Genomic DNA, 13,626 nt, shown 5'->3' with positions numbered 1-13,626 from the left:
GTACGCTCTTATTATAGAGACATATGTGACAGGTGTAAATACACATGAAAGGCCCCTTATCTAGTTGTAGATTGCGAAATGAAAAAAGTTCGATTCGACTCACTATGATAGGATACGTGCTAAACTAAAATAAAATTTAATTGCCAAGTCATCGGGAGGGTCAGAATTTGAATCTGGACGAAGTGCAGGAATGGGAGAAAAAATTTTATGGGAAAAGGGGATGGGAGGACCTTCCTCCATACATACGGATTGGTTTTTTGTTAGAGGAAGTCGGCGAAGTGTCCCGGGCGGTAAGAACTTATGAAATTGGACGGGATCACCATCCGGAAGAGGGGAGACTGACCAAGGAAGAAATCAGGGAAAATCTCGCTGAAGAGATGGGCGACGTGCTGTCCAACCTGGCCATTCTGGCAAACCTTTATCATCTGAAACTGGAGGATCTTGTCAATGCACATCGGGATAAGCTATATAAACGTTTTAATTGCACAGAAGAGGAGGTGCTGAAATGAACGGGCAGACCGTTTATTTCAATCACGATGCTGGAATTGATGACTTGGTCTCACTTTTCCTGCTCCTGCAGATGGGCAATGTGACGCTGAGCGGCGTATCAGTCATACCGGCAGACGGCTATCTGACACCGGGCGTTCAGGCGAGCCGAAAAATTATTGACCGCTTTGGCAGGAAAAAAATAGAGGTCGCCCGTTCAAATTCACGCGGTCAGAACCCTTTTCCAAAAGAATGGCGGATGCACCCGTTCTTTGTGGATGCACTGCCTCTGTTGAATGAGTCAGGAGCAGTGGAGGCATCTCTTGCTGAATTACCTGCTCATAAGCATTTAATCCAAAAGGTAAGAAACGAGTCCGGGAAAACAACTTTATTATGTACCGGACCATTGACTGATGTAGCGCGAGCTCTGGATGAGGCACCAGATATTGAGAAGAAAATTGATCGTCTGGTCTGGATGGGCGGTACTTTGAATCCTGCCGGCAATGTGCAAGAGCCGGAGCACGATGGCTCAGCGGAGTGGAATGCATTCTGGGATCCCGAAGCTGTAGCACGTGTCTGGCAGAGTGGAATTTCTATACGGATGGTGGCGCTTGAAAGCACGCACCAAGTGCCGTTGACTGTGCCAGTGCGCAACGAATGGGCGTCGCTGAGAAGATATACGGGTTTGGACTTTATCGGTCAGTGTTATGCGGCAGTTCCTCCACTGATTCATTTTGAAACGAACTCAACTTATTTTCTTTGGGATGTGCTGACCACAATGTCTGTCGGCTTTCCAGAATTGGTTCGGACGAAAACCGTTCGCACCATCGTGAACACGGAGGAGCCTTGCCAGGGCAGAATTGAAAAAGCTGAAAACGGCAGGCCGATTGATTTTGTTTATGATGTCGACGCAAATCAATTTTTCTCGAAGATTATTGATCTGGCGAAGAAAGCATAGGAAGCTGTGGATGAAAAGGAGGAAAACAGTATGGAAAAACATTCCGGCATGGGCGCAGATCGTGAAAGAGATGAGGGGCACTCATCCTTCTTTGGAAATATCCTTGGCACGCTGAGAAAGAAGGATGTCACTACGGTTTATGGTGAACCGATTGTTTTAGCTGATAAACGGGTTGTTCCGGTAGCGAGTTTGCGCATGGCAGGTGGCGGAGGCGGAGGGGTTTCCGCTGAAACCGAAAAACCATCGACTGATCCGGGAAGTGGCAGCGGAGGCGGTGGCTACCTTTCAGTCAGACCTCTCGGAGTTTTTGAGATTACCAAGGATAAAACCCGATTCAAGCCGGCGTACAATGTCACATTTCTTGTTTTGGTACTCTCAATTTTCACTTTCGGATTAGCAGTACTCATAAGAAAATCGTTAAAATAATAAGAGGGACCGGGCAGAAAAACCTGGTCCTTTTTGATTTAGAGCCATTCTGCATTTGCCCCGTTCAAGACTTTTTGTTCTATTTCCCATTGCTTTTGACCAACGCGCGGCTTATTTGTCTGAATTAAATTGAGTTTTTGTCCCATTTGTTGCTGATTGTCCGATTTGGTTAAGATCATGTCTCATTCCGCTGCATTTGCATTACTGTCCAATCCAAACCGTTAATGTCCGGGTCTTTTTTTGTCTCAATTCAGTGTTTATGCCTCTTGCACCCGTCAACTGCATAAGATACGTGTGATCGCATTTTTTGAACAAGATGTCGATAGCTTAGATTTTACGAATATGCGCTTCAACTCAGTATCCGACCTCAACGGATACATTAACAATGTACATCAGATCATTTTTGTCATTTTTATCCCTGAGAAAGATCCCGCTCGGCGCAGCCATCCCTCCGTCCATTACATCTACGGTTACTGTTCCATAAGGAATTTCAGCCTTTACCCGATCAAGATCAAGCGCAGCCTTATCGAGTGGAACAGCGAGTCTGATATTGACCTTCATGTTGTTCAGATCGTGATCGGGCAGAATATCAGTAATGCCCGGCATTGAGTTTTTATGAATCGCGTCAATGACTGCACGGACGGCCGCAGTCGTCACATCCTGACCGTGCACATCAACGCCGACACCTGTTTCGATAAAAAGCAGATGATCCATGAAGATTCCCCGCTTTCGTTTTCTATTTAACTCTAGTATAGCAGAACCCTCCAGCGGAGTCCGGGAAAGGGATTTAAAACAATCTGTCAGATAATCCGATATTTTTCCTCAACAAAGTACCAAAAGATATAAAATTTATAGGGAGAAGAATAATTTGGAAAAATGCCTTGCCGGAGACAGAGGATCATTCATTTCCCTTATATCCGAATTTACAGGTATTATCGGTTTTGTGAAAGAATGAAAGAGTTTTCAGATGTTTTGTGAGCAAAAGGCGAACGTTTTTAGACAGGATCTCCTAAATTTACGCTTTTTTGCACAATTTTATATTTATTTTTTTTTAGGGATAAGCTATAGTTAAATCTGTGAGATGTAACATTAAGAATAACAGGGGGTTTTTTTGTGCTCAAAAAGAGAATAGCGGTTCTCGTTGCATGCGTCGTGGTTCTTGCAACAGTGCTTACCGGCTGCGGCAGTAGCAGTACTTCCAGTTCTTCAGGCAGTTCGACTGCGTTTAAAGCCGGCATGGTAACGGACACAGGCGGTGTCGATGACAAGTCTTTCAACCAGTCTTCTTGGGAAGGTCTTCAGAAGTTTGGCAAGGACAATAACCTGAAAATCGGGACAGGTGTGAAATACCTGCAGTCGACTACAGCTTCCGATTATTCTCCAAACCTGAACCAGCTTGTTCATCAGAATTACAATATCGTATTCGGTATTGGCTATCTGATGCAGAGTGATGTTCAGAACATTGCTGAACAGAATCCGAATGCGAAGCTTGGTATTATTGATGCGGTTGCAGTAGACAAAAACAATAAACCGCTGAAAAATGTAGCCAGCATGACCTTTAAAGAGCAGCAGGGGTCGTTCCTCGTCGGTGTGGTAGCCGGACTGACAACAAAAACGAATAAAGTTGGTTTCATTGGCGGTGTCAACGGGGCATTAATCAAGAAATTTGAAAGTGGTTTTAAAGCCGGGGTTAAGACAGTTAATCCGAAGGCCCAGATTTATGTTCAGTATGCCGGGGCTTTCAATGCCCCTGACAAGGGACAGAGCATCGCTTCGACGATGTATACAGAAGGTGCCGACATTATTTATGCATCAGCGGGTGATACCGGCAACGGTGTCTTCACTGAAGCAAAGAACCGGGCAAAGAACGGCAAGAAGGTCTGGGTTATCGGCGTTGATAAAGATCAGTATGCGCAGGGTCTCCCAGAAAACGTCACTTTGACCTCGATGGTAAAACGTGTGGATAGAGCTATTTACGATGTTGCCACGAAGACAAAGGAAGGCAAATTCCCGGGCGGCCAGGTACTTCAGTATGGCCTTGAACAAAATGGTGTCGGTATCGCGCCGACTACAAAGAATGTATCCAAGAAAGCTCTTGATGCAGTAAACAGTTACAAAAAGAAGATTATTGACGGCAGTATCGTTGTGCCGACGACAGACAAAGAATATCAGGCTTATCTTTCCAAACTGAAGAAATAATATTGATTTTCTGATGGATGAGGCGGGATGTGTGCCCCATCCATTATTATTAATATAAAATTTTATTGATGGCGGAAACCACGGATTCAGAAAGATTCGCACTTATTCAGTTGACTTGTCACGGGTAAAGCGTTGCGGACTAACCGTAACTCTATTCAAACCGTATTATAATAAACGTTTACATCACCCGAGAGGAGGCAAAAGCCATGGCCTACGCGATTGAAATGAAACATATCCGGAAAGCTTTTCCGGGTATTGTCGCAAATGACGATATTACTCTCCAGGTTAATGAGGGCGAGATACATGCTCTTTTCGGAGAGAATGGTGCCGGCAAATCCACGCTAATGAATATTCTCTTCGGCCTCTATCAGCCGGATGAAGGTGAAATCTATGTTCATGGAAAAAAAGTGAAAATCACAGATCCGAATGATGCCAACCGTCTGGGGATCGGCATGGTGCATCAGCACTTCATGCTGATCGATAAGTTTACCGTAGCTGAAAATATTATTCTCGGCAAGGAGCCGAGGAAACATGGACGGCTGGATTTGGGCAAGGCAGTTAAAATTGCCAGGGAACTGTCAGAAAAATACGGACTTGATATCGATCCCTTGAAAAAGGTGGAAGATATCACCGTTGGCATGCAACAGCGCGTTGAAATTCTGAAGACATTGTATCGGGGTTCCGATATACTGATTTTTGATGAACCAACTGCGGTACTGACACCGATTGAAATCAAGGAATTGATCGAAATCATGCAAAGGCTGGTCAGCGAAGGAAAATCGATTATTTTGATCACGCATAAGCTGAAGGAAATTTTTGAAGCATGTGACCGGGTGACGGTGATCCGGCGAGGCAAAGTGATCGATTCGCTGGGCATTGATGAAACCAATCCAAATGATTTGGCGAATATGATGGTCGGACGCGAAGTGAATACCCAAATTAACGAAGATCCTTATGAGCCACAGGGTAAAGTGCTTGATATCAGGAACCTGACAGTGCTGGATTCAAGAAAAGTCCAGGTTGTCAATAATCTCAGCCTAACCGTTCACGGCGGCGAGATCCTGGGCATAGCGGGGGTGGATGGCAACGGTCAGGGGGAACTGATTGAAGCGATTGCCGGGCTGCGTAAAGTGAAGTCTGGATCGATTGAAATTAACGGGCGGGACATGACTCACAGTCGGGCAAGGAAGATCACTGAGTCCGGCCTCGGCTATATTCCGGAAGACCGGCAGAAAGACGGACTCGTTCTGGATTTTACCGTCGGTGAAAACCTGATACTGCAAACGTATTATAAAAATCCTTATGCGAAGGCAGGCATATTGCGCCCTAAAACGATCAGTCAAAAGGCCAGAGCGTTAATCAAGGAGTTTGACGTGCGGACTCCGGGAGAAAGAACGCTGGCCCGTTCGCTGTCGGGAGGCAATCAGCAGAAAGTGATTGTTGCCCGTGAAGTGGATCGCAGCCCGCAGCTGCTTGTTGCTGCACAGCCGACCCGTGGTCTCGATATCGGAGCGATTGAATTTATCCATGGCAAACTGTTGGAAGAGAAAAAAAAGGGTAAAGCGGTGCTGCTGGTTTCTTTTGAACTGGATGAAATCCTTCACCTGAGTGACCGGATTGCTGTGATTTATGAGGGACGTATTATTGACATTGTCGATTCTAAGAAAACAAATGAAAACGAACTGGGTCTGCTTATGGCCGGCCATAAGAAGGGGGAGAGTCAGGCGTGACCGGATTTCTGAAAAAAATTAACTGGATGACTCTTCTAATACCACTTGTTTCTGTATTGCTGGGACTGCTCTGCGGGGCAGTGATTATGATTGCCGGTGGATATAATCCGCTGCTGGCGTATGGTTCAATTATTCAATCTATTTTTCTGCAGCCTTATTATGCGGGCGAGACGATACGCGCGATGATTCCTCTCGTGCTATCCGGACTGGCGGTTGCTTTTGCATTCAGAACCGGGCTGTTCAATATCGGCGTTGAAGGGCAGTTAATGGTTGGCTGGCTGGCATCTGTTGCCTGCGCCATTGAACTGGACGGACCACCGAAATTCATTTTGCTCCCGCTTTCCATTATTGCCGGAGGTGTTGCTGGGGGATTATGGGGTTACCTTCCAGGTCTGTTGAAGGCGAAGTTCAAAGTTCATGAAGTTATTTCCACGATCATGATGAATTACATAGCTTTGTATTTGACAGCGTCTCTTATCAGAAACTTTCTATATACTCAAGGTGAACGCACACCGACAATACCTTCATCTGCTTCACTTGCTTCGAATTTTCTGGCCAATCTGACTCAGGGGTCCCGGCTGCACTGGGGATTTATTGTTGCCATTATTGCCGTGGTTGTGATGTGGTTTATCCTGTGGCGGACAACTTTGGGTTTCGAACTGAGGTCAGTAGGTTTCAGCCCGGATGCATCCAGATATGCCGGTATGAATGTCGGCCGCAACATTGTTTTGTCAATGGTTATTTCCGGAATTTTTGCCGGCCTGGCGGGAGCGATGGAGGGGCTGGGAACCTATCAGTACATGATGATCAATTCCTCTTTTACCGGAATTGGCTTCAACGGTATTGCTGTTGCCCTGCTGGGAATGAATACGCCAATCGGCGTTGTACTGGCTGGCGCTCTATTCGCCGGCCTGCAGACAGGAGGCCTGACTATGCAGGCGGTAGCCGGTGTTCCTACGGATTTGATTCAAGTTGTCATCGCACTGATCATTTTCTTTGTCGGGTCCAGTTATGTGATTAAGTGGGCCTGGCTCCGCTTGTCACGAAGGGGGCATCAGTCATGAGCTTTTATGAAGTACTTACCATCATTATACCTTCAACATTGCTGACCGCGGCCCCGCTGATTTTTACCTCTCTCGGCGGTGTTTTCTCCGAACGGTCGGGTGTTGTAAACATTGGCTTGGAAGGGTTAATGTGGGTCGGAGCTTTTACTGGAGCCATTGCAACACTGTTTCTTCAGCAAGCCGGGCTGGGTCAAGCGTCACCATGGATTGCAATTCTGATTGCTGCTATTGCCGGCGGCCTGTTTTCATTGATTCATGCTGTGGTTTCGATCTCATTTCATGCAGATCAAACAGTCAGTGGTGTAGCCCTAAACTTCCTAGCCCAGGGACTGACGATTTATCTCGTAAAAATGATTTATAACGGACAGGGACAGACGCCTTATATTGCGAACAATATCGACAAAATCAGCATCCCTGTACTGCATAATATACCCATTATCGGACCTATTTTCTTCCAGCAGGTAACCTATACTTCCTATCTTGCGATTCTGGCGTCATTTGTTGTCTGGTATGTATTATTTAAGACACCGTTCGGGCTTAGACTCCGTTCAGTGGGCGAGCACCCGGAAGCCGCGGATACGCTCGGAATCAGTGTCACCAAAATGCGCTATATCGGCGTTATGCTTAGCGGTGTAATGGGTGGTATCGGCGGTGCGGTCTATCTCGTGACGATTACATCTAATTTCAACATATCAACCATCGCCGGGCAAGGTTTTCTTGCCCTGGCTGCCATGATCTTCGGCAAATGGCACCCGATCGGGGCTATGCTTGGGTCGCTTTTCTTCGGTTTTGCCCAGTCACTCAGCATTACCAGCCAGCAGATTCCTTATCTTGACCGGCTTCCTTCAGTCATTCTGCTGATCGCACCTTATGTGCTGACCCTGATTGTCCTGACTGGATTTGTTGGAAGAGCTGAAGCGCCGAAAGCCGACGGTATACCTTACTTCAAAGGACAAAGATAGGATCGAAAACTGGACACCACTGCCCGTATATAGGAAGCGGGCAGTTTTTTTGTAAAAAAAATTCGGCGCTTTATCGACTTAATCAAAAAAATACCGATTTTGTCGAGGCATTGCGGCTCGTTTTTCGTTATAATGAATTTACACAGATGGAGCATTTTAAAATGAGCGGAGGCTCCCGAGAATCAGCAGATGGAGGATGAGTCATGACAGCAATATGCCTTGTCAGGCATGGTGAGACGGATTGGAATGCAGAAGGAAAACTTCAGGGACGGGAAGATGTTCCGCTGAACGACAGGGGCGAAGATCAGGCAATTAGAGTTGGGCGATATCTGGGGAAATCAGATTTTGCGGCAATCTTTACCAGCCCGCTCCTGCGCGCAAAGGAAACGGCGATGATTTGCAATCATTTTGTCGGACATCTTCCTCTGTTTGTCAGCGATAATTTTACTGAAAAAGATTACGGGGAAGCTTCTGGAATGACTGTTGCCGAACGAGACAGACATTTCCCGGGCGGAGCTATTCCGGACATGGAGTCATTTGATCACATCAGCAAGCGTGCCCTTGCGGGGATTAAAAATATCAGAAGAGATTTTCCGGATGAAAAAGTGCTGCTTGTCGCGCACGGCGGGCTGATTAATGTCATTCTGGCGATCCTGTCACAGGGCGAGATTGGCACCGGCAAAACGAAGCTCTTCAATACATGCATCAGTCATATCGTGTCAGACGGAGACTCATGGAAAATTGTCGATTATAATAAAATCGATCATTTAAAGTCGTTCGGTAAGGTGACCAGTATCTAAAAATCCCAGTAAAAAGCGCAAAAAAAAGAGCGACGGATCGCTCTAAATACCTTTAAAATAAGCGGGTGATGGGAATCGAACCCACGACGAGAGCTTGGGAAGCTCTAATTTTACCATTAAACTACACCCGCATGCTTTGGCAACGCCTTACAAAGACAAACATTATCTTATAAGAAAGATGCACTTTTGTCAATGTCCTGTGAGGATATGCATGCGCGTTGCTTGGCACAACTAAAATTTCAAAAATCAGAGGTGTTGTTCATGAAAGCCATTTTGACAGTGATTGGCAAGGATAATGTCGGTATTGTTGCCGGCGTCAGCCGTCAGCTTGCCGATCTGCAGGTAAATATTCTGGATGTAACCCAGACGATTATGAATGGTTATTTTACGATGATGATGATCCTTGATTTGTCGGCCGCCAAAGAAACTTTCGGTGGTATCAAGAAAGCGCTGGCGGACAAGGGCGACGAGCTGAATGTACAGATCAAGATCCAACGCGAAGAAATTTTCACATCGATGCACAGCTTATAACATGGAGGTTTTCGAAAAAACGATGGAGACAAATCAGATCCTGGAAACAATTAGGATGATTGAGGAAGAAAAGCTGGATATTCGCACGATTACAATGGGTATATCCCTGCTTGACTGTATCGACGGCGATGGAGAAAAAGCCCGGCAGAAAATTTATGACAAAGTGACTCGGCTTGCACAGAATCTGGTCAAAACAGGAGAAGATATCGAGAATGAATTCGGAATCCCGATCATCCACAAGAGAATTTCAGTAACGCCGATTTCACTTGTTGCCGGCGCGTCAACGGACGGCGATTATGTCGCGTATGCCCGGACATTGGATAAAGCGGCAAAATCAACCGGCGTCAATTTTATCGGCGGTTACAGTGCACTGGTACAGAAGGGATATACAAGCGGGGATTACGGATTGATCCAATCGATTCCTGAAGCTCTGGCTGAAACGGAGCTTGTCTGCTCTTCTGTCAATGTTGGATCGACCCGCTCAGGAATCAATATGGATGCGGTTGGTGAAATGGGCCGGATTGTGAAGAAGACGGCGGAGCGGACAGCCGATGAACAGGGACTGGGCTGTGCCAAACTGGTGATTTTCGCGAATGCGGTCGAAGATAATCCGTTCATGGCCGGAGCTTTTCACGGAATCGGTGAAGCCGACTGCATCATTAACGTGGGCGTCAGCGGCCCCGGTGTTGTCAAACGTGCCCTGGAAAAGGTAAAAGGGGAGACATTTGACGTTGTCTCTGAAACGATTAAGAAAATTGCTTTCAAAATTACCCGTATGGGGCAGCTGGTTGGGCATGAGGCTTCGACTCGTCTGGGCGTGCCCTTTGGCATCGTTGACCTTTCTCTGGCGCCTACGCCGGCGGTCGGTGACTCGGTAGCCCGCATCCTCGAAGAAATGGGATTGGAATCGGCAGGGGCTCATGGCACGACTGCGGCACTTGCGCTGCTTAACGATGCGGTTAAAAAAGGCGGGGTTATGGCCTGCAGCCATGTCGGCGGTTTGAGCGGAGCATTCATTCCGGTCTCTGAGGATGCGGGAATGATCGAAGCTGTGGAGGCCGGAGCGCTGAATATACAAAAACTTGAGGCAATGACTGCCGTGTGCTCGGTCGGTCTCGACATGATTGCGATTCCGGGCGATACGCCGGCAGAAACGATTTCAGCTATGATTGCCGATGAAGCGGCTATCGGAGTGATCAACAACAAAACAACAGCAGTGCGCGTCATTCCTGCCCCAGGTAAAAAAGTTGGAGACAATGTGGCATTCGGCGGCTTGCTGGGTCATGCTCCGGTAATGGAAGTGAGCAGCCATTCAGCTGCCGCGTTTATCGCCCGAGGCGGCCGCATTCCGGCTCCGATTCATTCATTTAAGAATTAAACGGTACAGTGATGCAATATGAGAAAAAGGGATCCGCCCGGATTGATGCGGATCCCTTTTTCTCAGTTATTTTTTATTCTGATCATGCTTGGAATCGTGTTCGCATTCGTCTCCGGTTCTCTGAGCACGTTCTTTTTCTTCAACAGAATGCTCGTCGAGCGGCTGTGCGAATTCTTCATCAGCAGCAAATTCTTCATCGGCCAGGTTTTCAGACTTCTTCTGCTGCTTGTTAAAATCCTCTGCTTCAGGTTGATACTTTGACATGTCATTCACAGCTTTCCTTGGGATTTTGGCGTGATACCGCCATTCATTAGTTTGGGTTGTTTTACGGTAATTATGCCCGCTGATGATAATAGCAGGAAATGCAGATCAGGCATTTGCAACTGTTAACCCGCGCATTCATAATTTAAATAGAAAAAATAAATATGGCTTGCCGTGTTTTGGAAATTAGAGGGATATTATAGGTAATAATGACGGGCAGGTAAGTGAACGGGTGGGCCGCATCCGACTGAACAGGGCATACAAGGCGGAAATGCCGAAAATTAAAGGGAGGGAATCAAATGGATTTCTTGAATCGGGTAGACCTGACAAAAACGATCAAATCCAGAAAAGAGTATGAAAAAGAGCTGAAAAAATATCAATTAAGACTTCTCTCACTGCAGCATCTGCTGATTGAAGAGAATACCGCTGTGATCTTTGTCTTTGAGGGCTGGGATGCTGCCGGGAAAGGCGGTGCGATCAGGCGTGCCGTTGCCAATCTTGATCCGAGAGGAGTGCGGGTGACAGCTATTGCCGCACCTGCCCCTCATGAGAAACGATATCATTATTTGCAGCGGTTCTGGCGGAAAATTCCGCAGTTCGGGCAAATCGCGATTTTTGATCGCTCCTGGTATGGGCGCGTGCTCGTTGAACGGGTTGAGGGTTTTGCTGAAAAAAAAGAATGGAAACGGGCCTATTCGGAGATCAACAGTTTTGAGAAACTGCTGACCAATGACCACTACATTATCGAAAAATTCTGGCTGCATATCAGCAAGGATGAGCAGTACAAACGCTTTAAAGAACGTGAAAATAATCCGATGAAACGCTGGAAAATCACAGATGAGGACTGGCGGAACCGGGCAAAATGGGACAAGTATCTGACTGCTGCCGAAGAGATGTTTGAGAAAACGGATCAGCCGTATGCGCCATGGCACATTATTTCAGCCAACAGTAAATGGTATGCCCGTGTGGCAGTGATCAGACACATGGTTCGGTCGATAGAAAATGATTTGAAGAAACGCGGTGTCGAACTGCCACAGTATCCGGATCTGCAGCGGACAGAAGAGGCGGGGAAACAAGACCATCAGAGGGAGTTTTCGCAAGATCCCGCTTATCATGGGAAAGCATAATGGACGGCAAAAACTTTTTAATTAAGCTATACTTTAATTTGGACATACTTGCTGTTAAAGAAAACGGCCGGCTGATTTTAAATTTTTAATGTTCGTTTTTTATTGAAGGGAGATCGGGACTTTGGAGATTGTGTCAAAGCACGCCATGATTGATATTGGTTCCAACTCAATAAGGCTGGTAGTCATTGGAATTGACAGGAACTATTTCTTCGAGGAACTGCTTAATTTTAAAGCTGTGGCCCGATTGAGCAACTACATAGATGAAAATGAAAATCTAAGTGAAAAGGGAATTGCCATACTCCTGACAATTCTGGATCGTTTCCAATCCATTCTCTCACGTGAGAAGAATGTGACAGCCATTGATACGGTAGCGACAGCGGCCATGCGCAAGGCAAAAAACCGGGATCAGGTGATGGCGCGGGTCAAAGAACGGACGGGTCTGAGTGTCCGTCTGCTTTCCGGGTTAAAAGAAGCATATTATGGTTATTATGCAGTTATTAACTCGACATTCATCGAAAACGGCATCTCAATCGATATTGGCGGCGGAAGCACGGAAGTAACGATGTTCCTCAACCGTGAACTGGTTCATGCCCATTCCTTCCCATTCGGCGCAGTGACATTATACCAGACTTATTTTTCGGGCGGTGATCCACAGGCTGAAACTAAACTTGAATCTTTCCTGAAAAATGAATTCTCACAGTTTGACTGGCTGGTCGGGCGGGGGCTACCGGTTATCGGTATCGGTGGAACGGCACGCAATCTGGCGAAAATCGATCAAGTGCAGCAGCATTATCCAATGGTCGGTTTGCATCAATACACGATCCCGCGTGAGCGTTTAAGCGATCTGACGCACGGACTTGCTGCCATGGGCCAGGAAGCCCGTGAAACAATGGACGGGTTGTCCAGAGACCGTTCGGATATCATCGTACCGGCTTCCGCCGTCATTAATACGCTCGTGCAAATGAACCGCGGCGAAACGTTCATGCTCAGCAGTGAAGGGTTACGGGAGGGTGTCTTTTTTGAATGGATGCTGCACCAGAGGGGTGTGGAAAAAATTCCTTATGTCCTGAATGAAAGCATCCGCCATTTAAGGCGCAATTTTAATCTGGATTCCAGCCATACCAGTTACGTAAAGGCGCTGGCGTTTCAAATACTTAACGGAGTCATTCCGGTGATTATCAGTAAATTCCCGGAAAAAAGGACGGCATGGGTACTGTCGCATAGTGCCGATCTGGCCTACATTGGCGAATACGTGAACAATGAATCAAGCAGTGCGCACACTTTTTATTTATTAACTAACATCAGCATTAATGGGGTCAGCCATAGAGACCGTCTTGGCATTGCCCTGGTCGCATCATTCAAGAATCGTGATAAGATGCTTGATTTCGCTGTGCCCTTTGAAAAAATGGTGACTAAAGAGGAGCTGAAAATGTATGAAACACTGGGAGCCGTTCTTCGTCTGGCCCACGACTTTGACCGGACAAGGCAGCACGTTGTAGACGAGGTTAAGGTTAAAGTTTCAAAGAAGAAGCAGTTACAATTGACAGCTTATTACCATGCCGATGCCTTTTTTGAAGAACAGGCTGCCCAGAAGCATAGAAAACATCTTGAACGTGCCATTCAGCTGCCGGTCACGATTCATTTCATCAAACACTGAACAGTGGGAAAAAGCAAGTGATTTTATTTTACAACATGAGTCCTTGT

General features: G+C 46.6%; 15 protein-coding genes and 1 tRNA gene. 12 read left to right on the top strand and 4 right to left on the bottom strand.

Translation table 11 applies throughout. The annotated features are described in order from the left end of the window. Positions 1–167: 167 nt before the first annotated feature. From COP04_RS00560 to COP04_RS00550, 3 genes are read left to right on the top strand one after another with little or no spacing between them, the layout of a single operon-like run. Positions 168–509, top strand: a complete 342-nt coding sequence (locus tag COP04_RS00560; protein ID WP_100486184.1) for a MazG nucleotide pyrophosphohydrolase domain-containing protein — start codon at positions 168–170, stop codon at positions 507–509. Further along, positions 506–1,444 carry a nucleoside hydrolase gene (locus COP04_RS00555; protein WP_100486182.1) on the top strand — a complete coding sequence of 313 codons (939 nt, stop codon included), beginning with the start codon at positions 506–508 and terminating at the stop codon, positions 1,442–1,444. Before COP04_RS00560 ends, COP04_RS00555 begins: the two co-directional genes overlap by 4 nt. Positions 1,445–1,474: 30 nt before the next feature. Further along, a complete protein-coding gene (locus COP04_RS00550) occupies positions 1,475–1,870 on the top strand; it encodes a spore germination protein GerW family protein (protein ID WP_204988001.1) in 396 nt (131 codons plus the stop codon). 38 nt (positions 1,871–1,908) lie between these two features. Here COP04_RS00550 and COP04_RS19280 read toward each other — a convergent pair whose 3' ends face one another. Beyond that, positions 1,909–2,049 (bottom strand): hypothetical protein, encoded by a 141-nt coding sequence (locus COP04_RS19280; protein WP_157800105.1) that lies wholly within the window; start codon positions 2,047–2,049, stop codon positions 1,909–1,911. A 175-nt stretch (positions 2,050–2,224) separates the two neighbouring features. Beyond that, positions 2,225–2,584: a Lin0512 family protein gene (locus COP04_RS00545; protein ID WP_100486180.1), complete on the bottom strand. Its 360-nt coding sequence runs from the start codon at positions 2,582–2,584 to the stop codon at positions 2,225–2,227. Positions 2,585–2,983: 399 nt separating this feature from the next. Here COP04_RS00545 and COP04_RS00540 point away from each other — a divergent pair, with 399 nt between their 5' ends. The 5 genes from COP04_RS00540 (at position 2,984) to COP04_RS00520 (ending at position 8,625) form a co-directional block, all read left to right on the top strand. Continuing rightward, positions 2,984–4,069, top strand: a complete 1,086-nt coding sequence (locus COP04_RS00540; protein ID WP_100486178.1) for a BMP family lipoprotein — start codon at positions 2,984–2,986, stop codon at positions 4,067–4,069. A gap of 206 nt (positions 4,070–4,275) precedes the next feature. Continuing rightward, positions 4,276–5,799 (top strand): ABC transporter ATP-binding protein, encoded by a 1,524-nt coding sequence (locus tag COP04_RS00535; RefSeq protein WP_100486176.1) that lies wholly within the window; start codon positions 4,276–4,278, stop codon positions 5,797–5,799. A 26-nt stretch (positions 5,800–5,825) separates the two neighbouring features. Next, positions 5,826–6,863: an ABC transporter permease gene (locus COP04_RS00530; RefSeq protein ID WP_193437439.1), complete on the top strand. Its 1,038-nt coding sequence runs from the start codon at positions 5,826–5,828 to the stop codon at positions 6,861–6,863. Beyond that, the gene (locus COP04_RS00525; RefSeq protein ID WP_100486172.1) at positions 6,860–7,825 is read left to right on the top strand and encodes an ABC transporter permease; all 966 of its coding nucleotides are present in this window, start codon (positions 6,860–6,862) and stop codon (positions 7,823–7,825) included. The genes COP04_RS00530 and COP04_RS00525 overlap by 4 nt, the downstream gene beginning before the upstream one ends. 203 nt (positions 7,826–8,028) lie before the next feature. Then, entirely contained in the window at positions 8,029–8,625 is a 597-nt protein-coding gene (locus tag COP04_RS00520) for a histidine phosphatase family protein (protein WP_100486170.1), read from the top strand. 60 nt (positions 8,626–8,685) lie between these two features. On the opposite strand, the gene COP04_RS00515 is transcribed toward COP04_RS00520, so the two are convergent. Beyond that, positions 8,686–8,756: transfer RNA gene (locus tag COP04_RS00515), tRNA-Gly, on the bottom strand. A gap of 130 nt (positions 8,757–8,886) precedes the next feature. Between COP04_RS00515 and COP04_RS00510 the strand changes: the two genes are divergently transcribed. Then, positions 8,887–9,156, top strand: a complete 270-nt coding sequence (locus tag COP04_RS00510; protein ID WP_100486168.1) for an ACT domain-containing protein — start codon at positions 8,887–8,889, stop codon at positions 9,154–9,156. Positions 9,157–9,178: 22 nt separating this feature from the next. Continuing rightward, a complete protein-coding gene (locus COP04_RS00505) occupies positions 9,179–10,534 on the top strand; it encodes a PFL family protein (RefSeq protein ID WP_100486166.1) in 1,356 nt (451 codons plus the stop codon). A 66-nt stretch (positions 10,535–10,600) separates the two neighbouring features. Here the strand turns inward: COP04_RS00505 and COP04_RS00500 are convergent, their stop codons facing one another. Next, positions 10,601–10,798 (bottom strand): hypothetical protein, encoded by a 198-nt coding sequence (locus COP04_RS00500; RefSeq protein ID WP_100486164.1) that lies wholly within the window; start codon positions 10,796–10,798, stop codon positions 10,601–10,603. Between the two features lie 296 nt (positions 10,799–11,094). Here COP04_RS00500 and COP04_RS00495 point away from each other — a divergent pair, with 296 nt between their 5' ends. Both COP04_RS00495 and COP04_RS00490 read left to right on the top strand, forming a co-directional pair. Continuing rightward, positions 11,095–11,922, top strand: a complete 828-nt coding sequence (locus COP04_RS00495) for a polyphosphate kinase 2 family protein (protein ID WP_100486162.1) — start codon at positions 11,095–11,097, stop codon at positions 11,920–11,922. Between the two features lie 130 nt (positions 11,923–12,052). After that, on the top strand, positions 12,053–13,579 hold the full coding sequence (locus COP04_RS00490; RefSeq protein WP_239984938.1) for a Ppx/GppA family phosphatase: 1,527 nt from the start codon (positions 12,053–12,055) through the stop codon (positions 13,577–13,579). The last annotated feature ends 47 nt before the right edge of the window (positions 13,580–13,626 follow it).

The organism is Sporolactobacillus pectinivorans (genome assembly GCF_002802965.1).
Classification (GTDB): Bacteria; Bacillota; Bacilli; order Bacillales; family Sporolactobacillaceae; genus Sporolactobacillus; species Sporolactobacillus pectinivorans.
This window is presented reverse-complemented; position numbering and strand designations above follow the sequence as displayed.

What these genes read in the sequence shown, in the direction of transcription:
- COP04_RS00530 (WP_193437439.1), top strand. Translation starts at nt 5,826, where the DNA reads ATGACTCTTCTAATACCACTTGTTTCTGTATTGCTGGGACTGCTCTGC.
- COP04_RS19280 (WP_157800105.1), bottom strand. Translation starts at nt 2,049, where the DNA reads ATGATCTTAACCAAATCGGACAATCAGCAACAAATGGGACAAAAACTC.
- COP04_RS00510 (WP_100486168.1), top strand. Translation starts at nt 8,887, where the DNA reads ATGAAAGCCATTTTGACAGTGATTGGCAAGGATAATGTCGGTATTGTT.
- COP04_RS00550 (WP_204988001.1), top strand. Translation starts at nt 1,475, where the DNA reads ATGGAAAAACATTCCGGCATGGGCGCAGATCGTGAAAGAGATGAGGGG.
- COP04_RS00545 (WP_100486180.1), bottom strand. Translation starts at nt 2,584, where the DNA reads ATGGATCATCTGCTTTTTATCGAAACAGGTGTCGGCGTTGATGTGCAC.
- COP04_RS00555 (WP_100486182.1), top strand. Translation starts at nt 506, where the DNA reads ATGAACGGGCAGACCGTTTATTTCAATCACGATGCTGGAATTGATGAC.
- COP04_RS00505 (WP_100486166.1), top strand. Translation starts at nt 9,179, where the DNA reads ATGGAGACAAATCAGATCCTGGAAACAATTAGGATGATTGAGGAAGAA.
- COP04_RS00535 (WP_100486176.1), top strand. Translation starts at nt 4,276, where the DNA reads ATGGCCTACGCGATTGAAATGAAACATATCCGGAAAGCTTTTCCGGGT.
- COP04_RS00525 (WP_100486172.1), top strand. Translation starts at nt 6,860, where the DNA reads ATGAGCTTTTATGAAGTACTTACCATCATTATACCTTCAACATTGCTG.
- COP04_RS00520 (WP_100486170.1), top strand. Translation starts at nt 8,029, where the DNA reads ATGACAGCAATATGCCTTGTCAGGCATGGTGAGACGGATTGGAATGCA.
- COP04_RS00495 (WP_100486162.1), top strand. Translation starts at nt 11,095, where the DNA reads ATGGATTTCTTGAATCGGGTAGACCTGACAAAAACGATCAAATCCAGA.
- COP04_RS00500 (WP_100486164.1), bottom strand. Translation starts at nt 10,798, where the DNA reads ATGTCAAAGTATCAACCTGAAGCAGAGGATTTTAACAAGCAGCAGAAG.